The 25,078-nt window shown below is 45.9% G+C and carries 22 protein-coding genes and 1 riboswitch; of the genes, 5 read left to right on the forward strand and 17 right to left on the reverse strand.

From position 1 onward, the window contains the following. Positions 1-11: 11 nt before the first annotated feature. Positions 12-995, reverse strand: coding sequence for an acrylyl-CoA reductase (NADPH) (acuI, locus tag ICN18_RS02085; protein ID WP_216188893.1), 984 nt, complete (start codon positions 993-995; stop codon positions 12-14). 87 nt (positions 996-1,082) lie between these two features. On the opposite strand from acuI, the gene ICN18_RS02090 reads away from it, so the two are divergent. The 3 genes from ICN18_RS02090 to ICN18_RS02100 are packed head-to-tail and all read left to right on the forward strand — an operon-like array spanning position 1,083 to position 2,591. Further along, positions 1,083-1,379, forward strand: a complete 297-nt coding sequence (locus ICN18_RS02090) for a hypothetical protein (RefSeq protein ID WP_216188894.1) — start codon at positions 1,083-1,085, stop codon at positions 1,377-1,379. A gap of 9 nt (positions 1,380-1,388) precedes the next feature. Continuing rightward, a complete protein-coding gene (locus ICN18_RS02095; protein WP_216188895.1) occupies positions 1,389-1,889 on the forward strand; it encodes a flavin reductase family protein in 501 nt (166 codons plus the stop codon). Positions 1,890-1,928: 39 nt separating this feature from the next. Next, entirely contained in the window at positions 1,929-2,591 is a 663-nt protein-coding gene (locus ICN18_RS02100) for a glutathione S-transferase family protein (protein ID WP_216188896.1), read from the forward strand. Between the two features lie 11 nt (positions 2,592-2,602). On the opposite strand, the gene ICN18_RS02105 is transcribed toward ICN18_RS02100, so the two are convergent. The 10 genes from ICN18_RS02105 to ICN18_RS02150 form a co-directional block, all read right to left on the reverse strand. Continuing rightward, positions 2,603-5,638, reverse strand: a complete 3,036-nt coding sequence (locus ICN18_RS02105) for an efflux RND transporter permease subunit (protein ID WP_216188897.1) — start codon at positions 5,636-5,638, stop codon at positions 2,603-2,605. Positions 5,639-5,645: 7 nt separating this feature from the next. Beyond that, entirely contained in the window at positions 5,646-6,785 is a 1,140-nt protein-coding gene (locus ICN18_RS02110) for an efflux RND transporter periplasmic adaptor subunit (protein WP_369411866.1), read from the reverse strand. 166 nt (positions 6,786-6,951) lie between these two features. Further along, a complete protein-coding gene (locus ICN18_RS02115) occupies positions 6,952-8,490 on the reverse strand; it encodes an efflux transporter outer membrane subunit (protein ID WP_216188899.1) in 1,539 nt (512 codons plus the stop codon). A gap of 129 nt (positions 8,491-8,619) precedes the next feature. Then, positions 8,620-8,784: a hypothetical protein gene (locus ICN18_RS02120; protein ID WP_216188900.1), complete on the reverse strand. Its 165-nt coding sequence runs from the start codon at positions 8,782-8,784 to the stop codon at positions 8,620-8,622. A 4-nt stretch (positions 8,785-8,788) separates the two neighbouring features. Next, a complete protein-coding gene (locus ICN18_RS02125; protein WP_216188901.1) occupies positions 8,789-9,628 on the reverse strand; it encodes a fibronectin type III domain-containing protein in 840 nt (279 codons plus the stop codon). A gap of 110 nt (positions 9,629-9,738) precedes the next feature. Further along, on the reverse strand, positions 9,739-11,571 hold the full coding sequence (gene glmS, locus ICN18_RS02130) for a glutamine--fructose-6-phosphate transaminase (isomerizing) (RefSeq protein ID WP_216188902.1): 1,833 nt from the start codon (positions 11,569-11,571) through the stop codon (positions 9,739-9,741). Beyond that, entirely contained in the window at positions 11,571-13,100 is a 1,530-nt protein-coding gene (glmU, locus tag ICN18_RS02135) for a bifunctional UDP-N-acetylglucosamine diphosphorylase/glucosamine-1-phosphate N-acetyltransferase GlmU (protein ID WP_216188903.1), read from the reverse strand. The genes glmS and glmU overlap by 1 nt, the downstream gene beginning before the upstream one ends. Next, entirely contained in the window at positions 13,097-14,005 is a 909-nt protein-coding gene (gene ttcA, locus ICN18_RS02140; protein WP_216188905.1) for a tRNA 2-thiocytidine(32) synthetase TtcA, read from the reverse strand. Before ttcA ends, glmU begins: the two co-directional genes overlap by 4 nt. A gap of 26 nt (positions 14,006-14,031) precedes the next feature. After that, positions 14,032-14,427, reverse strand: a complete 396-nt coding sequence (locus ICN18_RS02145) for a dihydroneopterin aldolase (RefSeq protein ID WP_216188906.1) — start codon at positions 14,425-14,427, stop codon at positions 14,032-14,034. Positions 14,428-14,450: 23 nt separating this feature from the next. Then, positions 14,451-15,272 carry an SDR family oxidoreductase gene (locus tag ICN18_RS02150; protein WP_216188907.1) on the reverse strand — a complete coding sequence of 274 codons (822 nt, stop codon included), beginning with the start codon at positions 15,270-15,272 and terminating at the stop codon, positions 14,451-14,453. Positions 15,273-15,297: 25 nt separating this feature from the next. On the opposite strand from ICN18_RS02150, the gene ICN18_RS02155 reads away from it, so the two are divergent. Beyond that, positions 15,298-16,485 carry a class I SAM-dependent methyltransferase gene (locus ICN18_RS02155; RefSeq protein ID WP_216188908.1) on the forward strand — a complete coding sequence of 396 codons (1,188 nt, stop codon included), beginning with the start codon at positions 15,298-15,300 and terminating at the stop codon, positions 16,483-16,485. Between the two features lie 12 nt (positions 16,486-16,497). Here ICN18_RS02155 and ICN18_RS02160 read toward each other — a convergent pair whose 3' ends face one another. From ICN18_RS02160 to ICN18_RS02170, 3 genes are read right to left on the reverse strand one after another with little or no spacing between them, the layout of a single operon-like run. Continuing rightward, entirely contained in the window at positions 16,498-17,628 is a 1,131-nt protein-coding gene (locus ICN18_RS02160) for a tRNA nucleotidyltransferase/poly(A) polymerase-related protein (protein WP_216188909.1), read from the reverse strand. After that, entirely contained in the window at positions 17,628-18,536 is a 909-nt protein-coding gene (locus tag ICN18_RS02165; protein ID WP_216188910.1) for a complex I NDUFA9 subunit family protein, read from the reverse strand. Before ICN18_RS02165 ends, ICN18_RS02160 begins: the two co-directional genes overlap by 1 nt. Before the next feature lie 36 nt (positions 18,537-18,572). Continuing rightward, a complete protein-coding gene (locus tag ICN18_RS02170; RefSeq protein WP_216188911.1) occupies positions 18,573-20,531 on the reverse strand; it encodes a lytic transglycosylase domain-containing protein in 1,959 nt (652 codons plus the stop codon). A gap of 92 nt (positions 20,532-20,623) precedes the next feature. Between ICN18_RS02170 and ICN18_RS02175 the strand changes: the two genes are divergently transcribed. Beyond that, positions 20,624-21,241, forward strand: coding sequence for a 5-formyltetrahydrofolate cyclo-ligase (locus ICN18_RS02175; protein WP_255532041.1), 618 nt, complete (start codon positions 20,624-20,626; stop codon positions 21,239-21,241). Between the two features lies 1 nt (position 21,242). Here ICN18_RS02175 and metF read toward each other — a convergent pair whose 3' ends face one another. The 3 genes from metF to metK all read right to left on the reverse strand — a co-directional run bounded on the left by metF (position 21,243) and on the right by metK (position 24,958). Beyond that, positions 21,243-22,073 (reverse strand): methylenetetrahydrofolate reductase [NAD(P)H], encoded by an 831-nt coding sequence (gene metF / locus ICN18_RS02180; protein ID WP_216188914.1) that lies wholly within the window; start codon positions 22,071-22,073, stop codon positions 21,243-21,245. 31 nt (positions 22,074-22,104) lie between these two features. Beyond that, positions 22,105-23,550, reverse strand: a complete 1,446-nt coding sequence (ahcY, locus tag ICN18_RS02185; RefSeq protein WP_216189432.1) for an adenosylhomocysteinase — start codon at positions 23,548-23,550, stop codon at positions 22,105-22,107. Between the two features lie 61 nt (positions 23,551-23,611). Continuing rightward, positions 23,612-23,724: riboswitch (S-adenosyl-L-homocysteine riboswitch) on the reverse strand. A 67-nt stretch (positions 23,725-23,791) separates the two neighbouring features. Next, positions 23,792-24,958 (reverse strand): methionine adenosyltransferase, encoded by a 1,167-nt coding sequence (gene metK / locus ICN18_RS02190; RefSeq protein WP_128112853.1) that lies wholly within the window; start codon positions 24,956-24,958, stop codon positions 23,792-23,794. Positions 24,959-25,078 lie beyond the last annotated feature (120 nt).

Genomic DNA, 25,078 nt, shown 5'->3' on the forward strand with positions numbered 1-25,078 from the left:
GCACTACTCTCTTATTTATTTACATCGACAATCAATCGACCGCGCACATTTCCTGCCATTAATTCTTGCGCGTACTTAATAGAATCCTCAAGCGAAATTTCATGAGAGATTTCATCTAGAGTTTTTAGATCCACCAACTTCACTAACTGCTCATAGGCAGCAATTCGTTTAGCGCGTGGCACAGTAACACTGTTAACTCCATACAAAGTGACGCCGCGCAAAATAAATGGCGCAACACTCGCAGGAAAGTCCATGCCTTGAGCCAATCCGCAGGCAGCTACAGCGCCATCGCTCTTGGTCTGCGCACAAGCATTAGCCAGGGTATGACTCCCAACGCTATCAACCACTGCAGCCCAGCGCTCTTTTGCCAGCGGCTTGCCAGGAGCGGATAAAGTTGCGCGATCGATAACTTCAGTAGCACCTAATTTTTTGAGGTAGTCAGCTTCTGCCAGACGACCAGTACTAGCAACCACCGCAAATCCAAGCTTGCTTAGCAGTGTGATCGCAAAGCTACCAACACCACCTGCAGCGCCAGTTACCAAAACCTCACCATCGCTAGGCTTAAGGCCGTGCTTTTGTAATGCCATGACACAAAGCATGGCGGTATAACCAGCAGTGCCAATGGCTAAAGCCTGTTTAGCGGTAAGACCTTTTGGCAAAGGGATTAACCAGTCGCCCTTTACCCGAGCCTGTTGACCTAAGCCGCCCCAATGCCCCTCGCCGACTCCCCAACCATTGAGAAGCACCATGTCGCCAGTCTTAAAGTCTGGATTACTGCTTTCTAGTACTTCACCAGCAAAGTCGATTCCAGGCACCATAGGAAAGCTACGAACCACCGGGCCTTTGCCAGTGATAGCCAGGCCATCTTTGTAGTTGAGCGTCGAGTACAGCACCTTCACGCGCACATCCCCCTCCGGGAGGCTGGCTTCATCTACTTGAGCTAATTCTGCACGATAGCCTTGATCGTCTTTCTTTACCAATATTGCTTTAAACATGTCTCTTCCTTTTAGAACGAGGTATTTCCCCGCAGCAATTGCTTAATAGGTTTATCCTAACGAGCATTGCTGATTATGGAGGTTTCCATGAAAAAAATTCTACTATTAACTTCGATTTCTGGCTTGGTGCTCACTGGGTGCTATTCCACTCAGATCAATATGTCTATGGGCAATATGCGCCTTATTAGCTCTAGCGCAGCGCCACAGGATGTGATGGATTTCGCCACGAAGACCTGTAAAGACGATTTTTATGAGGGCGCAAGCTTTCTTTCCAAAGCGGGCAAAGAATATCGCTTCAAGTGTGTAAAAGCTGAAGAAAACGAAATCCTGATCCCGATTCCAGGAACAACAATAGCAGCCCCTGCAAAAGCTGAAGCCAAGTAAGCAAAACCAATGACCCCATTTACCTCACAAGAGCTACGCAAAGGTTTCGCATCATTTGCAACGGGGGTTACTGTCATCACTTGTTTGGATGAGGAAGGCAATCCTCACGGCATTACGATTAGTTCTTTTAATACCGTCTCGCTCGAGCCACCACTCATTCTGTGGAGCCTGAAGAAGCACTCACGACTGATGCCTTGGGTTGAGCTCGGTAAGAAGCATCTCATTCACGTACTAGAGCGCTCTCAAGAAAACTTGGCAATGCACTTTGCTACCGTCAAAACAGAGCAGTTCAAAGATATTGATCACAAGCTAGCAGCTAGCGGCCTCACCCAAATCGATCATTGCGTTGCTTACTATGAATGTGAAACTGTTTGCGTACACATTGGCGGCGATCACAACATTATTGTTGCTAAAGTCATCAACTTAAAAAATCATCCCGAACGAGAGCCGCTGATTTTTGCGCGCAGCCAATTTATTGGTCTCGATTTCGCTGAATCAAAATCTAGCTAGTACCAGCTAATATCAATTTATCCTCACAGGGAAAATGCCATGATGCGTTTATGGGGTCGTAAAAGTTCTATTAACGTTCAAAAAGTATTGTGGTGTCTTGCTGAGCTTGGCCTAAAGGAAGGCAAGGACTTTGAGCGGATTGATGCTGGACTACAGTTTGGCAAGAATCATTCGCCAGAGTTTCTCAAGATGAATCCGAACGGACTAGTGCCCACTATTGAGGTTGACGATGTAGTGCTCTGGGAGTCGAACACCATCCTGCGTTACTTAACTTCGCAATACGACAAAAATGGGCGTTTTCCAAAAGGTGTTGCAGCACAATACAGCTCCGAAAAGTGGATGGATTGGCAGCTGGCAACTTTTTGGCCCCCATTGCGTGCTGCATTTTTAGGCTTAACCAGAACTCCTGAAGCCGAGCGTAACTACGACGCAATACGCAAAGATTATCAAGAAACAAATAAAACGCTAGGCTTGCTGGATCAAGTACTGGAGACACAAGCGTACTGTTCGGGTAATCAATTTAATATTGGCGATATTGTGGTGGCCCTAGGAGTGCATCGCTGGGTTTTATTGAACGATACCTTCCCAGAAAAAACAGGTCCACGTAGTGAGCTAAAAAACGTTGAGCGCTGGTTAAATCAATTGAAATCGGAAACCCGCTTTAGCGAGTTTGCCGATAAAGAACTCAACATCATTAAGTAGTCTTTTCAGCTCTACTGCTGCTTAAATTTCTTAGCGTGGTGATCGGCGCCAATAAATAGATACATTGCTGGCACCACAAAGAGTGTGAATAGCGTACCGATAGACAGTCCAGTAAAAATCACGATGCCCATAGATTTACGTCCTGCAGCACCAGCCCCAGAAGCAATCACTAAAGGCAGTACACCCAAAACCATCGCAGCAGTTGTCATCAAAATGGGGCGTAAACGAACGCTACTAGCTTCCACAATCGCATCAAGCTTGCTGCGGCCCGCTTCTTGTAGTTCATTGGCAAACTCAACAATCAAAATACCGTGCTTACTAATTAAGCCCATGAGCGTGACTAAGCCAACCTGGGTATAGACGTTTAAGGTGGTGAATCCCAAATTAATAAAGATCAATGCTCCAAATAACGCCAATGGTACGGAGACCAAAATCACGATCGGGTCACGGAAGCTTTCAAACTGAGCAGCAAGCACTAAGAAGACAATCAAGATCGCAAAGAACATAGTTACCAGAAATCCGCCAGACTCGGCCATGAATTGGCGTGAAGGGCCAGCGTAGTCCATGCTGTAACCACTAGGCGCAACCTCCTTCAGAGTCTGACGCATAAATTCCAACAAGTCTGCTTGGGAGATAAATGGGGTGCTTACACCAGAAATCGTTGCTGAATTCAATTGCTGGAAGTGATTAATTGATTGGGGCACAACTCTTTGCTTAATGGTTGCAATAGTGCGTGCTTGAACCATGGCACCACTCGGAGTACGAATGTAGTAATCCAAGATTTGATCCGGATTGAGACGGTCAACTTGTTTCACCTGTGGAATGACGCGGTAAGAGCGCCCAGCCACCGAAAAGTAATTGACATAACCACCACCCAAGGCCGCAGATAGCGCTGCGCCAACTTGCTGCTGAGTCATTCCCAAAGCTGCTACTTTTTCTCGATCGATTTCTAAGACGTCTTGCGGCTTATCAATCTTCAAATCGGAATCAACGAAGAAGAAATTCCCACTACGACGCGCTTTATCAAGTACCGCTTGAGAGACTTCGTTTAAGGCCGTATAAGATTCCGTTGTATTAATTACCACCTGTACAGGCAAACCTTGTGCGCCCGGCAATGCAGGAAATTGAAATGCAGCAACGCGTGCACCAGCAATGGAGTTCCATTTCTGTTGCATATCTTCTTGAAACTTCGTTGCATTACGACTGCGCTCACCCCAGTCTTTAAGCAAGATACCGCCAAAACTAGAAGTTGGACTCGTAATCTGAAAGGCTTGCTCGTATTCTGGCTCTGCTGCTGCAATGGCATAAATTTGATCTGCATAAGTCTGCATTTGCGTAACAGTACTATTAGGAGGTCCTGATGCTTGCATCAAAACAATCCCCTGATCTTCTGTAGGCGCCAATTCAGCACGCGCCGTTGAGTACAAATAAGCTACGCCACCTAACAAGATAACACCCATCACGATGATGACCTGCCAAGTGCTTAGCAAATCACGCAAAGTGGTTTGATAGCTGTGATGTACCTTCTCAAAAATACGATCAATCTTTTGTACAAAAGGTGAAGCCTCTTGCTCTTCGGTAAAGATGCGAGAGCACATCATTGGGGATAGCGTCAAAGCAATCAATCCTGAAACCGCTACTGCACTAGCCAAAGTAAAAGCGAACTCAGTAAAGAGTGCGCCTGTTAATCCACCCTGGAAACCAATCGGGATATACACCGCAATCAGCACTACCGTCATCGCTAAAATTGGGCCGCCTAATTCGCGGGCAGCAATTAAAGATGCCTCTAACGGAGATTTGCCTTCTTTCATATGGCGGTCAACGTTTTCAACCACGATGATAGCATCGTCTACTACCAATCCAATAGCCAATACCAAGGCCAAAAGAGTCAGCAAGTTAATCGAATAACCTAGAACTTGCATTAAGAAGAATGTGCCAATCAAAGATAAAGGCATTGCAATCACTGGAACAGCAACAGCGCGAGCGCTACCTAAGAAGAGGTAGATCACCACAGTAACAATGACCAATGCCTCTAGCAAAGTAGAAACAACTTCATCAATAGAACTGGTAATAAATTTAGTGGAGTCGTACACAATCTTGCCGGTCATACCAATAGGTAGCTGCTTCTGAATATCCGGTACTACATCGCGGACTCGCTGCGCAACATCCAATAAGTTGGCTTGTGGCGCAACCTTAATCGCAATAAATACCGACTTCTTGCCACTAAAGGCAACGTTGGTGTTGTAGTCCTCAGATCCCAAGGTGACAGTAGCCACCTGATCTAGGTACACAAGATTGGCGCCATCTTTTTTAATGACTAACTTACGAAACTCTTCAAGCGTATGCAAATCTGTACCAGCAACTAAGTCCACTGACACCATATCGCCTTTAGTACTGCCAACTGCTGATAGATAGTTATTGGCAGACATAGCACTATAGACATCATCAGCACCAACGCCCAGACCGGCCATTTTCTCGCGATCTAACCAGGCACGTAAGGCAAACTTTCGCCCGCCAGTAATCTCCGCATTTTGTACGCCCTCGACAGAGTCAAGTTTTGGCTTTACAACGCGCAGCAGATAATCGGTAATCGCATTGTTAGGGATTTCATCGCTATAAAAACCCATATACATCGCGGCAGTAGATTGACCAACTTGCACCGTCAAGATTGGCTGCTGTGCCTGAGGGGGTAGCTGATTCTTTACTGCGCTAATTTGGGTTTGTATCTGCGTTAAAGCAGCATTGGAGTCGTAGTTCAACTTCAAGGTAGCAGTAATAGTAGAAACACCACTCACGCTAGCCGAAGATAGGTAATCAATACCCTGCGCCTGAGCGATAGAAGCTTCCAAGGGCTGGGTAATAAAGCCTGCGATGGTCTCTGGATCGGCGCCATAGTAGGCAGTAGTGATCGTCACAATCGCATTCTGCGTTTGTGGATACTGGTTTACCGGCAAAGAACCAATTGCCTTCAAACCAAAAATCAATATCAAAGCGCTCACCACCATGGAGAGCACTGGCCTACGGATGAATATGTCAGTCCAATTCATCTGCTACTTATTCCTGCGGCTTAGGATCAGGTGAGTTAGCTGGCTGCACCTTGTTATTAATAATCAATGGCGTGCCATTCTTAAGCTTAAGCTGACCGCTTGTGACAACAGTTGCACCCTCATCGACCCCCTTCAGAATGGCCACTTGATCGCCACGAGTTAAGCCAGTGGTTACAAATACTTGTTGCGCCTCAAGAGCAGGGTTACCCTGCTTATCTTTCTTGCCAGTTGGTTTGGCAATAAATACTGTTGAGCCGTAAGGGTTGTAAGTGACCGCTGTCTGAGGCAAGGTTAAGAGCTTCACTTGATCGCCAAGCTTGATGTTCACATTAGCAAACATGCCCGGCAGAATTTTCTTGTCCGGATTGGCTAGCTGCGCCTCTACTTGAATATTGCGAGTATTTGTATCAACCTTTGGACTCACGGCGGTAATCTTGCCAGTGAAACTTGCATCTTTAAATGCATCGGCTGTCACTACCACCTCTTGACCAACCTGAATTTGCTCAGCATTATTTTGTGGCAAGTTGAAATCGACAAAGATAGGATCAAGGGTTTGTAGTGTTAGTAACTTATCGCCAGGATTGACATACTGACCTGGGTTAATCGACACAATACCTATGCGCCCACTAAACGGTGCCTTCAGATTTTTCTTGGCTACCAAAGCCGTTTGCTGTTCGACTTGAGCTTGTTTGGATTTTGAATCAGCAGCGCTTGTATCAAATACGTTTTTACTAATTGCCTGAATTGCTAATTGCTGTCTATCACGCTCATTTATGACCTTAGCCAAATCAGCCATCGCTTTTAGGGAATTTAATTGAGCAACATCAGAAGCATCATTCAACTTAATCAGAAGATCGCCCTCTTTAACGTCTTGCCCAGACTTTACGGGCACCGTCTGCACCAAGCCACCAAGCTCAGTGCTTAGCTCTACACCTCTAAATGCGCGTACATTACCAACGCTAGTTAATTTAGGCTGCCACTCAGAAGTAGCAACAACCATTGTAGATACCGTAGCAGGAGGCAATCCCATGCCGGCAATGAAAGTTTTAATCATGAAAGTCTTCAACTGATTAAAAGCAAAGATCAAACCTAACAATAGAAATACACCGCAGAGCATGATGGTCATGCGACGTTGTAACGGCTCCATCGCCATCAATTTTTCATGCGCCTTAGTGCCACGCCATTTTTGGCCCATGCGCGCCCAAAAAGCTTTTGCTTTTTCCCAAAGGGCAATTGCTCTCTCGCGCAATTTCCACTCAATCGCTTTACGTTTTGTCCAAGCCCACAAGGCAAGAACTACGATGAGCTTGTTCTTAATGATTTCCAGAAGTTTCATTTTGATCTTTGTTCGCTATGTCTTTTGGTTTAAAAGCAGGGCCTTCACGATTCCACCAACCGCCGCCGAGTGCTGCAAATAATGCTGCCGTATCCGAGAAGCGCGTTGCTTGTGCTGAAACGGATTTCACTTTTGCTTGTTGATACTGATTTTGGTAATAAAGCACTGCTAAATAACTTGCTGTACCCAACTTGTATTGTTGTTGCACTAAATCTAAAGTCTCATAGGCATAACGCTCCGCATCTGATGCGGCCTTAAGTGCCTGAGCGCCAGTCTCTAGTGCCCGCAATGCATTGGCTACCTCTTGAAATGCATTTAAGACGGTTGCTTGATATTGAAAAGCTGCCAGCTCATAGTTGGCGATAGCGCCGCGACGCTGTGCGAGTAACTGACCACCCTGGAATAAAGGCTGCAAGATGCCGCCTCCTAAGGACCATAGCGCAGAGTTTGGCCCAAACAATCCATTAGAGGTTAATGAAGCAGCGCCAATCGATCCAGTGATATTGAATTGTGGCAATAAGTTTGCTGTAGCTACGCCTACAAAAGCATTCTGCGCTTTGAGCTGTGCTTCAGCAGCCCGGACGTCAGGGCGCTGTCGCACCAAGCTAGATGGCACCGATAAAGGAAGCTTTTCTGGCAAATGTAAATTAGCTAAATCAAACTTAGCAATGTTTGCATTGCTTGGGATCTCCCCCACTAGCACTGCCAATTGATTCCGTGCAAAGGCAAGGTTTCTTTCGTAATTAAACAGATCTACTTGAGAATTAGATACCAAGGTTCTCTGTGAGGTGACATCCACTTTTGAAACCGTGCCAATGATTAATTGCTTCTCAGTTACTTCAGCGAGATTGGTTTGGGCTTTCAAAATTTCTTCTGTGGCTTGCATCTGCGCACGTAATGCCGCTTCTCTAACTGCGCTAGTCACTACGTTGGCTGTTAACGAAAGATAAGCTCCCTCCAGCTGGAACTGAGCAACCTCTGCTTGAGCCCGAGCGCCTTCGACAGCACGACGTGCGCCACCAAACACATCCAACTTATACGTCACATTGACTGTCGTGTTGTAAAGGTTATAAGTGTCGGAACCATAATTCATGCCATAGACAGCAGATGGTTGCTTTTGTCTTAAAGCATTTGCACCAACACCAATCGCTGGAAAGTATTGGCCGCCAATTTGTGCATTGACATTTTCTTGTGCTGCACGCAATGCTGCGTCAGCTGCGCCTAAATTCGGATTCTGCTCAAGAGCTCTTTTAATAAGGGCATCAAGCTCAGGAGATTTGTAAAGCTCCCACCACTGCGCCTCAATATCAGCACCTTCAACAAACTCTTGATCAGTACCGCCCGGAACTCCTGGAGCAGGCGTAAGTTTCTTGGCTAAAGGAGTTTCTGTATAGGAAGAAGTCTTTGGTGCTTCAGGCTGCTTAAAGTCTGGGCCAACCGCGCACGCCGAGATAGTTGCTGCACATATGAGCGCTAGCAAGTTCAAGCGTGAGAACTGGGGTATCGACAGAAACATGGTTTGCAACAAATATCCTCTTTGTGAAGAGATATTTGAACACAAAAATGCAATCAGGGCTTCGTAAAGCCCTGATTTACCTGGTAAATTTTGTCCACAACTTTAGGTGAATGTCAAACAAGCAAATACTTATTTGAAACATCCATTTCCAAAAGTTGTAGCGCCCAAGGTTGGAGCTTGGTTACATGAGGCAGCCGCAGCTGCATTTCCGCCGCTGCTACTACTGCTACCCCCGCCACCACAAGCAGAAAGCATGATAGCTACAGAAAAAGTGAGGGCTATAAGCTTAGTCATAACTTTAGTTTGCCAATACTGCGATTGAAGCAAGGCTGCTGCCATTTGCATTGGTTGACTTCACGCGATACAAAGCTCCAACTGCACCAGAAGCATCTGTGTACGAAGTGTCTGAAGTTGTTCCAATTTCGGTATATGCTCCACTAACTTTCTTCAAGATAGAAAAGCCAGTTGGACTACCGCCGTTATCGGTCCAACTAATGCCGACTCCACCACTTCCAGCAGTAGCAACTAAGTTTGTTGGGATTGCTGGTGGCTGATTAGCAGCCACACAAGAAATTACTGTTTTATCTACAACCACTCTAAATTTATATGGAGATGCTTTGATGATCGGTAATATATAACCATTTCCACCGGTACAGCCAGTAGTAGAACTTAACATTAACGTAGATTCGACTACGTTTGCAGCGTAAGTAAAGTTAGTTACGCCAGTACAGCCACCAGTATTATTTCCGCTCCCCGTAATTCCTCCAAGAGGTATTAAGTTCATTGAAAGATTTTTTCCACCGTTAGAGAATGTCCAAGTATTCACCAACTTTTGCAGCCCTGTAACTGGATCAGTATTAAAGTTCGAGTTTGGCATCCCCGCTGTTTTAGCGCTCGCGGAAGAAGGGTCATAAGTAGAACAAGTCCAGCTTCCGTTGAGCTCGGATTCAGTACTTACTCCCTGTGCTGAGCTGTTAATGCTTGCAACAAGATCATTCAAGGTATCCGCTGAAATTACCTGGCCATCTTTAAAGGTAAAAGGAATGATTGAGTCAGCCGCATTGCTAACAACTGCAACAGCAATTCCTGCGCCAGTAAATAAACCAACCAGATAAACAGCAATGCGCTTCATCTTCATGACAGATCCCTAATAAATAAAATGATGCGTGAAATAGTAATACAAAAATCTATAAATTGTTTTAGGTTTGTGAAAATATCCGTTTTTTCACATAAATCTGCAGGAAATGCTTATTCGACCGTAACGCTCTTTGCTAGGTTTCGAGGCTTGTCCACATCAGTGCCGCGCGCACAAGCTGTGTGATACGCCAATAGCTGAAGAGGAACTACATGCAATATTGGTGAGAGGTTGCCATAGTGCTCAGGTAGCTTGATGACATTGATGCCCTCACTGCTTGAGATGTGGCTATCTTGATCAGCAAACACGTAAAGCTTACCACCACGCGCTTTTACTTCTTGCATATTGGATTTGAGTTTTTCCAACAGGATGTCATTCGGCGCTACTGTAACTACCGGCATTTTGTCAGTGACTAATGCAAGTGGGCCATGCTTTAACTCACCAGCTGGATAAGCCTCTGCATGAATGTAAGAAATTTCTTTTAGCTTCAATGCGCCCTCAAGCGCAATGGGATAGTGCATGCCACGGCCAAGGAACAAAGCATTCTCGCACTTAGCAAAAGCATCGCTCCATGCAATGATTTGAGGCTCAAGAGCCAGAACTGCATGAAGCGCTTTTGGCAAATGACGCAACTCGCGAAGCATTTCTTTTTCTGTTTCAGGAGAAATTTTGCCATCACGTTTAGCAATTGAAACCGCCAAGAGATAAAGCGCTAATAGCTGCGTTGTAAATGCTTTCGTAGAAGCAACCCCAATTTCAGCACCAGCTTTGGTCAAGAAATGCCAACCTGTTTCTCTAACCATAGCGCTGCTTGCCACGTTGCAAATTGCCAATGTGTACTGATGGCCTAGGCTCTTGGCATGACGCAAGGCGGCTAAGGTATCCGCAGTCTCGCCAGATTGTGAGACCACCACAATCAATGTTTTTGGATTGGGTACAGTTGTGCGATAGCGATACTCACTCGCAATTTCAACTTGTGTCGGAATACCGGCAATATCTTCTAGCCAATATTTAGCAACACATGCGGAGTAGTAGCTGGTACCGCAAGCCAAAATCAATACTTGATTGAAAGCTTTCCAGTCTTCTGGTTTAGCTTCAAATAGTTCAGGGCCGAAGGCAGCGATGTTGGCAAGCGTGTCGCCAATTGCTCTGGGCTGCTCAAAGATTTCTTTTTGCATGTAATGCTGATACGGCCCAAGATCAACTGACTCAGCTTGAGCTGGCATGGGCTTAAGCTCTCTTTGGGCGACCTTACCTACTTGATCAATTACCTCAATACTGTCCGCCTTGAGAACCGCAACATCACCCTCTTCCAAATACATCATGGAGTGAGCGCGTCCCGCTAAAGCCAAAGCATCAGAGGCTAAGAAATGCTCATGGTCGCCAATGGCAACCACCAAAGGGGAGCCGACACGAGCGCCCACTAGAGTGCTTGGATTATCTTGAGCGATCACACCAATGGCGTATGCACCATGCAACTTAGGTAACACTGCTCTTACAGAGCTGGCAATATCTTTTTGACCACTTGCTACATACTGCTGATGAATTAAATGAGCGATCACTTCCGTATCTGTTTCAGAAGTAAATACATATCCAGCGGCTTTTAAATCTGAACGCAGAACTTCATAGTTTTCAATAATGCCGTTGTGCACAACTGCGATCAAACCATTTGAAGTGTGGGGGTGGGCATTTTGTGTATCTGGTTTGCCATGAGTAGCCCAACGCGTGTGGGCAATACCTAGGGTGCCGAAGAAATCTTTACCTTGCTCACCTAATTCAGAAACGCGAGCAGTCGTGCGCGCTCTTTCAATAGCGTGTTTTGCATCATCGCCATTAATCACCGCAAATCCACAAGAGTCATAACCTCGGTACTCTAGGCGGCGCAAGCCCTCAACCAAAACATCAACAATATTTTTATGGGAGGCCGCACCAACAATACCGCACATTATTTTTTACCCTTTGCGGTTTTCTTAACCGTCTTCTTGACAACTTTCTTTACAGCTATTTTTTTAGCTGCCACTTTCTTGGTGGCAATTTTTTTCACTGCCGTTTTTTTAGCTACAACTTTCTTTTCCTGCTTAACAGGGCGCTGCCACTGCAATGAAATTTGTTTAGCTCTAGAAACAGTCAGCTGGTTTGGAGGGGCATCTTTAGTAAGAGTTGTGCCAGCACCCAATGTCGCGCCACGGCCTACACGCACTGGTGCAACTAACTGAGTATCGGAGCCAATAAAAACATCATCCTCAATAATGGTCTGGTGTTTGTTCACGCCATCGTAGTTACATGTGATCGTGCCAGCACCAATATTGACTCTTGAGCCAACAATGGAATCGCCAACATAGGCCAAATGATTTGCTTTGCTATTAGCAGCAATTTTGCTGTTCTTCACTTCTACGAAATTACCAATATGCACATCATTGGATAAATCTGCGCCAGGGCGTAAACGTGCGTATGGGCCAATGATTGATTGATTGCCTACTTTTGCACCATCTACATGGCTATATGCATGAATAGACACGCCTTTACCAATCACGCTATTGCGAATCACGCAGTAAGGGCCAATCTTTGTGCCGGCATCTAAGGTGACGCAACCCTCAAAGACGCAGCCAACATCAATCGAGACATCGGTGCCGCACTCTAGAGTGCCACGCACATCAATACGTGCTGGGTCAGCAAGTGATACTCCCGCATCCATCAATTGGCTTGCAATATTGAGTTGGTGAACGCGCTCTAACGCAGCGAGTTGGTCGCGGCTATTAACGCCAACCGTTTCAAACTCATCATCAGCTTGCGTTGTACGAATCGGTACGCCATCTTTAACAGCCATCGCGATCACATCAGTCAAGTAATACTCACCTTGGGCGTTACTTGCACGCAAAGCTTTCAACCACTTCTTTAATGAGTTTGTTGGCAACACCATGATGCCGGTGTTGATCTCTTGGATTGCTTTTTGCGTAGGCGTTGCGTCTTTCTCTTCAACGATCTCTTTCACAGAGCCATCTACGTCACGGACAATCCGACCGTATCCAGTTGGATTGGCAAGGTTTTGCGTGAGGAGCGCAAGGGCACTGTCTTGACCACGAACACCATCAGCTAACTTTGCTAATTTAGCCAAAGTCTTTTTTGTGGTGAGGGGAACATCGCCGTACAAAACTAATGTGGGCTCTTGAGTATCTAATTTAGGCAGGGCCTGCAGAAGAGCATGGCCCGTTCCTTTTTGCTCCGCTTGAAGCGCCGTCGCTACCTTGCTAAAACTGGAGTCTTCTTTACTTGCATTTAATAAAAATGCTTTGACGTCTGCTGCGCCATGACCAACTACTACAACAGGACCAGATTTAGCCTTCTTATCTTGTAGTGAAAGAGCGGTACTGAGAACGTGTTGGAGCAGGGGCTTGCCTGCCAAAGTTTGCAGGACCTTGGGCAGAGCGGATTTCATCCGCTTTCCTTGCCCAGCAGCCAAAATGACGATATTCATAAAGGGGAATTATAAGTCCCCTGAATCATGGTTCCACAGGCCAATTCGTCTAAATCAGCCTCATCAATAGCCCTGTCACCAGTTGATCTAGCGGCAATTCCAGATAACTCAGTCGAAATCTCGAGATTTTTGAAATCAAAGGCTTCACCGTCCATCAAATGAGATGGGACGATGTGGTGCATTGAGCGGAATAAGTTCTCCACCCGGCCTGGATGCTTCTTTTCCCACTCGCGCAGCATTTCTTTCATTACCTGACGCTGCAGATTTGGCTGACTTCCACACAAATCACACGGAATGATGGGGAAATTCATATCTGCCGCATAACGCTCAAGCAATTTCTCGGGAACATATGCCAATGGGCGGATCACAATATGTTTGCCGTCATCAGAGCGCAACTTTGGAGGCATGCCTTTTAGCTTGCCTGCATAGAACATATTGAGCATCAAAGTTTCTAGAATGTCATCGCGATGATGGCCTAAAGCAATCTTCGTTGCACCCAACTCATCGGCTACGCGATACAAAATTCCCCTGCGCAAGCGTGAACACAATCCACAAGTAGTTTTACCCTCAGGAATTACGCGCTTCACAATGCTGTAAGTATCTTGCTCTTCGATGTGATACTGAACGCCCAAGCTCTTCAAATAATTTGGCAATATTTCGGCAGGGAAATTAGGCTGCTTCTGATCTAAGTTCACCGCAATAATTTCAAAATTGATCGGTGCACGCTCACGCAACTTCATCAGAATATCAAGCATGGCATAACTGTCTTTGCCGCCCGATACACATACCATTACCTTGTCACCCTCTTCGATCATGCCGAAGTCACCAATAGCTTGACCAACCAAGCGACAGAGTTTTTTCTCTAGCTTATTTTCTTCGAAGATAACTTTACGAATATCGCCCATAAGAGTTCTTTTCTAAATTCTTTTACTCAAGATGCTTTGATGCGAAACACTTCAACGCCCACCGAGTGGCAGTCTGGATATACATCTGGTTTGGCTGTACTCACACGTGCAGCCAAGACTTTAGGGTGCAGCAACATCGCAGTCACAATGTCATCACAGAAAGTTTCTTGTAAATGAATATGGCCCTGCGAGGCTCTAGCCTTAATGGTCTCACGCATAAAGTCGTAATCCACCACCTCATCCAACTGATCTTGGGTTGGCGTATTAAGCCCTAGCGGAATATAGAGGTCTACATTCAAAATAACGCGTTGCTCTGCTTTTTTCTCAAAATCATGAACACCGATGTTGATATAGATCTCATAGTCGCGTAAAAATAAACGACGACAGTCAACAAGAGCAGGATGAGAAAGAATTGCGTGCATGAATATTTACTTTTTAAAAATACTTAATTGGTTTTGAACATCACATCACGTGATGATGGCAGTAAGTGCTGTCCGCCATCGACATATAAAGTCGTTCCAGTAATAGCGCTAGATTCAGCTAAAAATACTGCTGCTTTTGCAATATCTGCAGGCGTTGAAGATTTTCCTAGTGGCGTCATTTGATGCGCCTTTGAAAAGCCGTCATTTGTTTGATCACCTGATGGCAAAGATATTCCAGGGGCCAATCCGACTATTCGCAAATGCGGCGCAAAATCCATAGCTAACAACTCAACAGAAGAAAGTAGTGCGGCCTTAGACAGGGTGTAAGACAAATAATCTGGATTGAGATTGATTAACTTTTGATCTAGCAATTGAATTACTGCTGGAATAACAGCAGGGATCCCTGCAGAAGTATTGGCTTTACTTTTTTGATACTCAAACATCAATTGAGATAACAAAATGGGCGCTGTCAAATTAACCTGCATATGATCTTGCAAACTTTTTCCACTTAACGGAGTGCTTGAGTTGGCGCGATCGTATTCAAAGATGGATGCACTATTTACCAGGCAAGCTAAACCAGGAAAGGCCTTACTCGCATTGAAGAAAAGCCCTTTGGTGGCAGCCTCATCAAGCAAGTCCGCCTGGAAAGCCTGGGCTTTCACACCCATCATCTCGATTTCTCTGATGGTTTCTTGGGCCTCTTGCTCAGATCGCCCATAATGAACTGCTACATCCCAACCCTGACGGGCAAACTGCATGGCAATTTCTCGACCTAGACGCTTGGCGGCGCCAGTCACTAAAACTGCCTTTTTTTGCTGGGATGGGGTCGTTGAACTAGGGTTCAATTAAATTCTCTTAGACTAGCGAGCTATGGATATTACCTTGACCAGCCTTGAAACGGAGCATAGTGCCGCTTTAAAGGCCAAAATAGCCTCCCAAATCGCCTCAGAAGGCGGCTGGCTGCCATTTTCTCGCTACATGGAGATGGCTCTCTATGAGCCTGGAATGGGCTACTACAGCGCAGGCGCCCATAAACTAGGAGCTGGGGGTGATTTCACGACAGCCCCCGAACTTAGCCCCCTCTTTGGCGCTGCTATTTGCTCTACCCTCTTGCCAGTACTTGAGGGACTCAAGGAAAAAGGGTTACCTGCTCAGATTTTGGAATTTGGTGCCGGCACGGGCAAGCTGGCAACTTCCATACTGACCCGCCTAAATGATCTTGGGTTTTCTTTGGCTCGTTACGACATTATTGAAATCTCACCAGACCTAGCTCAACGTCAACAAGAAAGAATTAGAAATACTGTTGAGCAACTCAATCTCAACACTCAGTGCACCTGGCTCACAGAACTACCAGAAAAATTCGCGGGCGTCATTCTTGCAAACGAAGTAATTGATGCCATTCCTTGTGACGCCATCATTTTTCAGAATGGTTTTTGGTATTGGTATGGCGTTACTTTGGAGAATGACAAACTAGCTTGGAAATTGGGTTCCCCAGTTGAGCAACAACTGCTCCCCGAAAGTCTGCTCAGTGGAAATTTCTCAGAAGGTTATGTCACAGAATTACATGCGCCTGCGAATGCTTGGATGCAACAAGTTGCCAAGCATTTAGATGTTGGATTGTTTCTTACTTTTGACTATGGCTTTCCGGAAAGCGAGTACTACCACCCGCAAAGGCTCGAAGGCACCTTGATGGCTCATCACCGTCATCACGCAATTCAAGACCCATTCCACCTTCCAGGTCTTTGCGACATTACAACTCACGTTGAGTGGTCGCAAATTGCTCGCAGTGCATTAGCTGAAAATGCTGATGATGTTTATCTGACAAATCAGGCTGCATACCTTCTGGATGCAGGCATAGGCGATATTGCGTTGGAGATAGGCGACCCCAGTGACCCAGAAACTTTTCTACCAATCTCGAACTCTTTACAAAAGTTGTTGTCTGAAGCCGAGATGGGCGAATTGTTTAAGGCCTTTGCATTTTCTAAAAACTTAGAAAGTCTGTTGCCAGGGCATGTACTTGAAGACTTGCCGGGCTTGCGCGGAAGAAACAGACTGTAGTTCTGACTGTTCTTAAGACTCTAGAGCCGCAGTGATTGCAGCCAACCTGGCAGACTCAAATGCGCTACCAATGCGCTCGCCATTGGATCGATCTTCTGCAGCAACACCAGCAATAATTTCTGCAGTATTGATGGATTGTGCATTACGCATTGCATTGATCAAAGCGGAAACATTCATTGCCAACTTTTCTGCAAGATTCAAAATCGCTTGAGCACGATCTGGCTTACGCCAAACATCCGCACGATTAAACCAAGCCAAAACATCAATCGCCTGATAAGAGGTATCGCGATACTTATTGATTAACACTCTTAGATCGCTAAATATTTCACTGAAATCTCGCACATCGATTGGCATACGAACGCAATCCGCCCATGAACGAATTTCACTAGCAGGTAGGTGCATTAGCGCAACAGCGCAGCGCTCCTCTAGACTATTACCTGCCAAAGCCAAATGCGCGATGAGCTCCTCGCGGAAAGACTCTTCTGCCAGCTTGGAAGTCAGCAATGACGGCAATACAGTGTTAGCGGCCCCAGTATTTAATAAAACCTGAAACAGGTGCATGGGCTTGGCAGAGACTAGGCCTCTAGCCAGCTCCTGCCAAATTCGCTCTGCTGATAATGCGCTTAATTCACCGGACTGAACAATCGCTTTTAAGGCAATGAGCGTTTCGTCAGCCACTCTAAATTCTGGGAAGCGTGCAGCAAAGCGAGCAATTCGCAATAAGCGCAGTGGATCCTCGGCAAATGCATCTGATACATGACGAAATATTTTGGCTGCTAAATCTTCTTGACCATTATGTGGATCAATAATCGGACCGAATTGTTTTCCGTCGACACCCACTTCTTGCGCCATTGCATTGATGGTTAAATCTCGACGCTCTAAATCCTGCTCCAAGGTAACGGAAGGATCGGCATAGAAATGAAATCCTTTATAGCCTTTACCAGTCTTGCGCTCAGTACGGGCAAGCGCGTATTCAGCTTGCGTCTCTGGATGTAGGAACACTGGAAAATCTTTACCAACAGGCCGAAAGCCCTTGGCTATCACCTCTTCTACGCTGGATCCAACCACAACATAATCAATGTCGTGCACAGGCAAGCCCATGAGGGTGTCCCTGATGGCGCCGCCCACTGCGTAGATTTTCATTACTGCATGCCCTCTAAAGTGCGACGACTCATTTTGAATACATCCGTCAAAGCATCAACTCCATTTACCGGCAAGACATTAGGCGCTTTCATGGAGGCAATATTGTCACGTGACATCAATGTAGGACCAGGCAAGAATTCAAATGCCAATGCTTGTAGGTAGCCCACAAAGGCTGGTACTGGAATAATGGCGCAAGAGGTCTTGGCTTTACGCGCAGCGAACTCCACAATTTCTTTCATGGTGTAAACCGTTGGGCCCACCAAATCATAAGACTGGTGAATTGTTTGCGGCATTGATAAAGATTTCACAAATGCAGTCGCAACATCATCCACGCTTACCGGCTGAAATTTCGCCTGATGATTTGCTAAAGGCATAGCAGGAAATAACTTAGTCAATTTAGAAAACAGGTTAATGAACTGATCTTGGGCACCGAAGATGACCGATGGCCTGAAGATAGTCCAATCTAAATTGCTTTCTTTGACCGCAGCCTCGCCATCACCTTTACTGCGCTGATACATTGATGGGCCTTGAGAATCGGCTCCCAATGCGCTCATATGCAAATAGCGCTTTAAGCCATGCAACTGCATCGCCGTAATAATATTTTTTGGCAACTCTACGTGCGCAGCCTTAAACACTTTTCCATAAGGCTGTGCTGGCTTATCGTGCAACACGCCGACCAAATTAATCACTGCGCCATTAGGCTTGATACGCCCACAAAGACTCTGCAATTCATCAAACTCATGAATATCAGCCTCTTCCACATGCACTTTAGGCAACATACGCAATTCACGTGCAGCAACTAAGTGGCTCGTTGGCACTAATACAGAATAGCCCGCAAGCTGAAGTTGCGCAGCAATGACTCGCCCCACAAATCCATTGCCACCGATGAGAAGGATGTCATATTTCATAAGAAGCTTTCTTTGCTTTACGCAGTAATTGATTGTTTAAGGAAGCTCAGATTGAGTTGCAGCCTTTGGTGTAATAACACCTAAGCGCTGTTTTAATGACTGTGTAGAACCATTGATGACTGATGAATAGTAATTTGCATTAGAAAGTACATTCTTCACATAAACACGCGTCTCAGTAAATGGAATAGTCTCAGCAAAAATAGCACCCTCTGTTGGACCGGATAATTTTTCACGCCAAGCTTTTGAGCGAGAAGGGCCTGCGTTATATGCCGCAGAAGCTAAAACCCAAGATCCATCCAGATCAACAAGAACCATATTGAGATAATTGCTGCCCAATGTCAGATTGGTATTGGTATCGCTCAATTTGTCATTGGTGTAGTTTGTCATGCCAATCTTCTTAGCAACATACTTCGCGGTATTTGGCATCACCTGCATTAATCCTGATGCGCCTACAGATGAAGCAGCATTCATAATGAAGCGCGACTCTTGACGAATCAAGCCATAAGCCCAGGCAAGATTCAAATCAATCTGGCGAGCAATTGGAGAAAGCTCCTCTTTGTATGGCGTTGGATAACGCAAACTAAAGTCGTGCTCTTGCTTGGTACGATCTGCAGTATTAACGACACGGTCATACAGGTTGATGCGCTTTGCATACTCAGCTGCTGCAATCAACTGCTTGTCAGTCATATTGCGCAATTCCCAATTCCACTCACGGTTGCCTTCAAAGCGAAGATTCATGGCATATAAACGCTCGCCACGAATAAAGCCCTTGCGGCTGGCCATTGCATCAATCTCTTGCTCGGTTACCTTGGTTTTAGCGGGCGCATGATTTGATTTGCCCAACTCTTCACGCGCAAGTTGCCCATAAAAATTGTATTGGTCAGCAATTAATTCAAAACTCTCTTTGGCTTTTACATCTTGACCTTCGGCCTTGAGCGCACGACCGTACCAATAGGTCCATGCTGGATCTTTGCTGCGTACCGCAGGGTTCATGCCATCAATTGCATTTTTTACCAAGACCCAATCCTTAGCACGCAATCCTGCGCGCACTTTCCATTCTTGCGATTCAACGGAAAGGAGCTCGTTATAACCAAGCTCTTGCTGGAGGCGATACGCATCATCTGCATTCGGATCTAATTTCTTCGCCAAAAATTGTCCGATCACGCCCCATGCGACTGCTTGGTTTTCTTTGCTATAGCGAGATGCGCTTTGAGAAAAGTCACGATAGGCCTTGGATGGGTCCGCCTTCGCTGCTTTGACGATATCTCCAATTGGATCTTCACCACCAAGGCGACGAGCCATGGTGTCATAACCCCTCTCGCTTGCAGCGCGACCAATGGCTTTAGCTTCGCTGGGAGTCATGCCGCCAGCAGCAACTAATGAGGGAACCAATTCTTGGCATGCCTGACCAAAATAACTAGGATCTAACAGCACCGATCGGGAATCAATTGCCAACTTCGTTGGATTCTCACCTTGCGATAACTTTGATAACAAGGAGTAGCACTTTACTTGCGTGTCGTCATCCAAAACAAATTTGGCATACTCCGCATCAAAGCGCGCCCAGTCCTTGCGCTTACCCAACACCAAAAGCCAGTCATTCCGCATACGATCAGCCAGTGCTGTACCCTGGTACTGATTTAAAAAAGCAACGACCTGAGCATCGGCGCTGTAATCATTGCGTGCTCCACCAGCACTATCAAATAGCTGCGGCTTGATCCGGAAATAAGTTACGTAATCATCAAATGGGTAATTGGCTAAATTAGATGAAAGCTGCTGGGTACGAAATACATCGTTCTTTTTTGCTGCCTCACGCAAATCGATGAACATCCGATCAGTATCAGTAATTTCGGCAGGAGCTGCTTTGCTCTCATAAGACTTGGGTAGGTTTGGCTTTTTTAGCTTTTCTGCATAAGAATTGGATATGCCAAGCGCTAGACCCAAAACCAGAATTTTGGCCCACTGATGGTATTTGCTATTAACTGTTGCAGACTTCATTCTTGCGATCTAACCCTATCTCTATTTGCAAGGCTTCGGCCCTGCGATACTTGATTACTATATTCTTTAATTTTCGCCTGATAATGGTCGATATGCACGAGAATTCACCAAAAACTCTTCGTCAAAATTTACTGAAACAACGCACTAGCTTTGCATCTGAGCAAAATTACGCTCAAATTCAAGCCTGCCTAATCGATCACTTAAATCAATTGCTAGCAGAGCAAGGTAAATCTTGGCAATCCATTGCTCTGTATTGGCCCATTCAGGATGAAGTTGATTTACGCTCCACCTTGCTGGCCTGGGTTAAAAATGCCCCCAACCGGACTCTCACGCTGCCCCTTGGCACCATTGATAAACATCTCGATTTTTATCAATGGTGCCAAGGGGATCAATTAATTCCCAGTAAGCATGGCGTACCAGAGCCAGATCCCAACAATGCCTTAAGACCACTCATCAATCCGGACTGCATTCTGATTCCCTGCGTTGGCTGGTCCAGCTCAGTTGAGAACGGTAAACCGCATTACTGGCGACTGGGCTATGGTGGCGGATATTTTGATCGCACCCTAGCCGATCTCAGAAAGAAAAATTCCAAGCTGGTTTGCGTTGGGATTGGTTTTGATTGGCAAAAATTAGATGATGCCCAGTGGGCGGCTCAAACTCATGATGAGCCTCTAGATATGCTTTTGACGGAGTCTGGCTTACTAAGTTGATTTACTTTGTTAAATCTAAGTTATCAGCAATCGCCAAAACTGCATCAGCCTGGTTCAGCGAATAGAAGTGAATTCCGGGTGCGCCTGCAGTTAACAACTGATCACATAAGTCTGTCACTACTTCTTCACCAAATGCACGAATTGAGGCAATGTCATCACCATAAGACTGAAGACGCAAACGAATCCAGCGTGGAATTTCAGCGCCGCACGCATCAGAAAAGCGCAATAACTGGCTGCTATTGGTGATCGGCATAATGCCGGCGATGATCGGCTGTATTACGCCCTGGTCATAGGCCTCGTCCACAAAGCGGAAGTAAGCATCGCTGTTATAAAAATATTGAGTGACGGCGGAGTTTGCGCCTGCCTTCATTTTTTGCACAAAGAAGTCCACATCACTAGCAGGCGACTTTGCCTGTGGATGGGTCTCTGGATATGCAGCTACATCAATGTGAAACCAATCGCCTGTTTCTGCACGAATAAATTCAACTAATTCGTTCGCATGATGAAACTCACCATACTGGCCCATGCCAGATGGCAAGTCACCGCGCAAAGCCACAATGCGCTTCACACCTAATGCTTGATATTGCTTGAGCATCTCGCGCACGCTTTCACGTGAGCTACCAACACAAGATAAGTGAGGAGCAACTGCTGCACCAGCAGCATGTATATCGCTCACCACTTTTAATGTGCCAGACTGAGTAGAGCCACCGGCACCAAAGGTCACGGAATAAAACGAAGGCTTAAGCGTTTCAGAAAAACGCTCGCGCACCAGATGCAACTTACTCTCACCTTCAGGTGTTTTTGGAGGAAAGAATTCGACGCTTAATTCCATGATTTTGGGCCTAGGTTTCTATGTGACTGGATTAATAGCGATAGTGGTCAGCCTTGTAAGGGCCTTCCTTCGTTACGCCAATGTAAGAAGCTTGCTGGTCTGACAATACTGTCAACTCTGCATTGAGAGTCTTGAGCTGCAAACGTGCAACCTTTTCATCCAAATGCTTAGGCAATGTGTAAACACCCACTGGGTATTTATCTGTGCCTACTGCATTCCACAATTCGATTTGTGCGATCACTTGGTTTGCAAATGAAGAGCTCATCACATATGAAGGGTGTCCTGTACCGCAACCGAGGTTAACCAAGCGGCCTTTAGCCAAAATGATGATGCGCTTCTCAGGCTTGCCATTAGCAGCTGGGAAAATCACATGGTCAACTTGTGGCTTGATCTCTTCCCACTTGTACTTTTCAATACCAGCAACATCGATCTCATTATCAAAGTGGCCAATGTTACAAACGATGGCTTGATTTTTCATCTTAGCCATATGGTCATGTGTAATCACGTGGTAGTTGCCTGTTGCAGAAACAAAGATGTCTGCTTTATCAGCAGCGTAATCCATTGTTACCACACGGTAGCCTTCCATTGCAGCTTGCAATGCGCAGATTGGATCTACTTCAGTAACCCAAACTTGGGCAGACAAAGCACGCAATGCTTGCGCAGAGCCTTTACCTACGTCGCCGTAACCACAAACTACAGCAACCTTACCAGCCACCATCACGTCAGTAGCACGCTTGATCGCATCAACCAAAGACTCGCGGCAACCATAAAGATTGTCGAACTTGCTCTTGGTTACAGAGTCATTCACGTTAATTGCTGGGAACTTCAACTCACCCTTAGCAAACATTTGATACAGACGATGAACACCAGTAGTCGTTTCTTCTGTAACGCCTTTAACTTTTTCTAAGCGTGTTGAATACCAAGTTGGGTCTTGCGCCAATTTTTTCTTGATGGCAGCAAACAAAATGGTTTCTTCTTCGCTAGTTGGATTGCTTAAGCAAGCTTGGTCTTTTTCAGCGCGTGCGCCAAGGTGCAACAACAATGTAGCGTCGCCGCCGTCATCCAAAATCATATTGGTGTAGCCGCCATCAGCCCACTCAAAAATACGGTGGGTAAAGTCCCAATACTGCTCAAGAGTTTCGCCCTTAATCGCAAACACTGGTGTGCCATTAGCGGCAATCGCTGCTGCTGCATGATCTTGTGTAGAGAAAATATTGCAAGAAGCCCATTGAACTTCAGCGCCAAGCGCCTCAAGTGTCTCGATCAACACTGCAGTTTGAATGGTCATATGCAAAGAGCCAGTAATGCGTGCGCCACGCAATGGCTGTTGTGCAGAAAATTCGTCACGAATGGCAATCAAGCCAGGCATCTCAGTTTCAGCAATCGCAATTTCTTTACGGCCGAAGTCAGCTAAAGAAATATCAGCAATTGCGCAACGAGTTGCAACAAAGTTATTTAAGTCAGTTACGGTATTCATTAATGCTCCAGCTAAATACGATCCAATGCTGGAGTAGAAACTCGCTAGCCATTGAATCATGGGTTAGCGAGCGCGGTTGCAATTAGCAAACTCTGGGGGTTACCTTAGAATCCACTCCCTTCAAGCCTGGGGAAGTGCTGGGTCTCAGCATTCCTTGCAACGCTCCTTGAAGGTATGCCGTAATTGTAAACAATTACGGCATATTTCGCCTCAATACGACTACAAACTACGTATTTCCTACTTACAGACCTGCTGCGGCACGTAATGCAGCCGCTTTGTCTGTTTGCTCCCATGTAAATTCTGGCTCCTCACGACCAAAGTGGCCATAAGCAGCAGTCTTTTTATAAATTGGGCGCAAGAGATTGAGCATCTTCACGATACCTTTTGGACGCAAATCAAAATGCTCAGAAACCAATTGAGCAATCTTCTCATCCGAAATCTTGCCAGTGCCAAATGTGCTCACCATCACTGAAGTAGGCTTAGCAACACCAATCGCGTAAGAGATCTGAATCAAGCACTTGCTTGCCAAACCAGCGGCAACTACGTTCTTCGCAACATAACGACCAGCATATGCAGCAGAGCGGTCAACCTTGGATGGATCCTTGCCTGAGAAAGCGCCACCACCATGAGGAGCTGCACCACCGTAAGTGTCCACAATAATTTTGCGGCCAGTTAAACCGCAATCGCCTTGTGGGCCGCCAATAACAAAACGACCTGTTGGGTTTACCAAAAAGTTAATTGCGCCTTTGATTAAGTGCTTAGGCAAAACTGGTTTGATGATTTCTTCGATGACTGCTTCGCGCAATTTTTCGAGAGAGATATCTTCATCGTGCTGAGTAGACAACACAACTGTATCGATGGAGTCAGGCTTGCCATCCACATAACGCAATGTCACTTGTGACTTCGCATCAGGGCGCAACCAATTCAAACGGCCATCGCGACGCAATTGTGATTGGCGCTCAACCAAACGATGTGACAAGTGAATCGGCAAAGGCATCAGCTCTGCAGTCTCATCACAAGCGTAACCAAACATCAGACCTTGGTCACCGGCACCTTGATCCAAGCCATCATCATGGGCCTTATCAACGCCTTGAGCGATATCAGGACTTTGCTTGTCGTAAGCAACTAACACTGCACAACCTTTGTAGTCGATACCGTAAGCAGTGTTGTCGTAACCAATTTCACGCAAGGTATTACGAGCCACTTGGATGTAATCAACGTTAGCGTTAGTGGTGATTTCACCAGCCAAAACAACCAAGCCGGTATTACATAAAGTTTCTGCTGCAACACGTGCAGTTGGATCCTGAGCCAAGATGGCATCAAGAATCGAATCAGAGATTTGGTCTGCTACTTTATCGGGGTGACCTTCAGAAACGGATTCTGAGGTAAAGAAGTAATCATTTGCCATTGCATATTCCTTTAAAAATTAACACGATCATTGGGACAACTCGACGTGCCAGGAACCACAACGGCGACGCTTTAGCAGAATTTATGAATCGCCCTGCAAGTTGCCTTAACTCAGCGATGG

Source organism: Polynucleobacter parvulilacunae, assembly GCF_018881715.1.
GTDB lineage: Bacteria > Pseudomonadota > Gammaproteobacteria > Burkholderiales > Burkholderiaceae > Polynucleobacter > Polynucleobacter parvulilacunae.

What these genes read in the sequence shown, in the direction of transcription:
- acuI (WP_216188893.1), bottom strand. Translation starts at nt 995, where the DNA reads ATGTTTAAAGCAATATTGGTAAAGAAAGACGATCAAGGCTATCGTGCA.
- ICN18_RS02090 (WP_216188894.1), top strand. Translation starts at nt 1,083, where the DNA reads ATGAAAAAAATTCTACTATTAACTTCGATTTCTGGCTTGGTGCTCACT.
- ICN18_RS02095 (WP_216188895.1), top strand. Translation starts at nt 1,389, where the DNA reads ATGACCCCATTTACCTCACAAGAGCTACGCAAAGGTTTCGCATCATTT.
- ICN18_RS02100 (WP_216188896.1), top strand. Translation starts at nt 1,929, where the DNA reads ATGATGCGTTTATGGGGTCGTAAAAGTTCTATTAACGTTCAAAAAGTA.
- ICN18_RS02105 (WP_216188897.1), bottom strand. Translation starts at nt 5,638, where the DNA reads ATGAATTGGACTGACATATTCATCCGTAGGCCAGTGCTCTCCATGGTG.
- ICN18_RS02110 (WP_369411866.1), bottom strand. Translation starts at nt 6,785, where the DNA reads ATGGAGCCGTTACAACGTCGCATGACCATCATGCTCTGCGGTGTATTT.
- ICN18_RS02115 (WP_216188899.1), bottom strand. Translation starts at nt 8,490, where the DNA reads ATGTTTCTGTCGATACCCCAGTTCTCACGCTTGAACTTGCTAGCGCTC.
- ICN18_RS02120 (WP_216188900.1), bottom strand. Translation starts at nt 8,784, where the DNA reads ATGACTAAGCTTATAGCCCTCACTTTTTCTGTAGCTATCATGCTTTCT.
- ICN18_RS02125 (WP_216188901.1), bottom strand. Translation starts at nt 9,628, where the DNA reads ATGAAGATGAAGCGCATTGCTGTTTATCTGGTTGGTTTATTTACTGGC.
- glmS (WP_216188902.1), bottom strand. Translation starts at nt 11,571, where the DNA reads ATGTGCGGTATTGTTGGTGCGGCCTCCCATAAAAATATTGTTGATGTT.
- glmU (WP_216188903.1), bottom strand. Translation starts at nt 13,100, where the DNA reads ATGAATATCGTCATTTTGGCTGCTGGGCAAGGAAAGCGGATGAAATCC.
- ttcA (WP_216188905.1), bottom strand. Translation starts at nt 14,005, where the DNA reads ATGGGCGATATTCGTAAAGTTATCTTCGAAGAAAATAAGCTAGAGAAA.
- ICN18_RS02145 (WP_216188906.1), bottom strand. Translation starts at nt 14,427, where the DNA reads ATGCACGCAATTCTTTCTCATCCTGCTCTTGTTGACTGTCGTCGTTTA.
- ICN18_RS02155 (WP_216188908.1), top strand. Translation starts at nt 15,298, where the DNA reads ATGGATATTACCTTGACCAGCCTTGAAACGGAGCATAGTGCCGCTTTA.
- ICN18_RS02160 (WP_216188909.1), bottom strand. Translation starts at nt 17,628, where the DNA reads ATGAAAATCTACGCAGTGGGCGGCGCCATCAGGGACACCCTCATGGGC.
- ICN18_RS02165 (WP_216188910.1), bottom strand. Translation starts at nt 18,536, where the DNA reads ATGAAATATGACATCCTTCTCATCGGTGGCAATGGATTTGTGGGGCGA.
- ICN18_RS02170 (WP_216188911.1), bottom strand. Translation starts at nt 20,531, where the DNA reads ATGAAGTCTGCAACAGTTAATAGCAAATACCATCAGTGGGCCAAAATT.
- ICN18_RS02175 (WP_255532041.1), top strand. Translation starts at nt 20,624, where the DNA reads ATGCACGAGAATTCACCAAAAACTCTTCGTCAAAATTTACTGAAACAA.
- metF (WP_216188914.1), bottom strand. Translation starts at nt 22,073, where the DNA reads ATGGAATTAAGCGTCGAATTCTTTCCTCCAAAAACACCTGAAGGTGAG.
- ahcY (WP_216189432.1), bottom strand. Translation starts at nt 23,550, where the DNA reads ATGAATACCGTAACTGACTTAAATAACTTTGTTGCAACTCGTTGCGCA.
- metK (WP_128112853.1), bottom strand. Translation starts at nt 24,958, where the DNA reads ATGGCAAATGATTACTTCTTTACCTCAGAATCCGTTTCTGAAGGTCAC.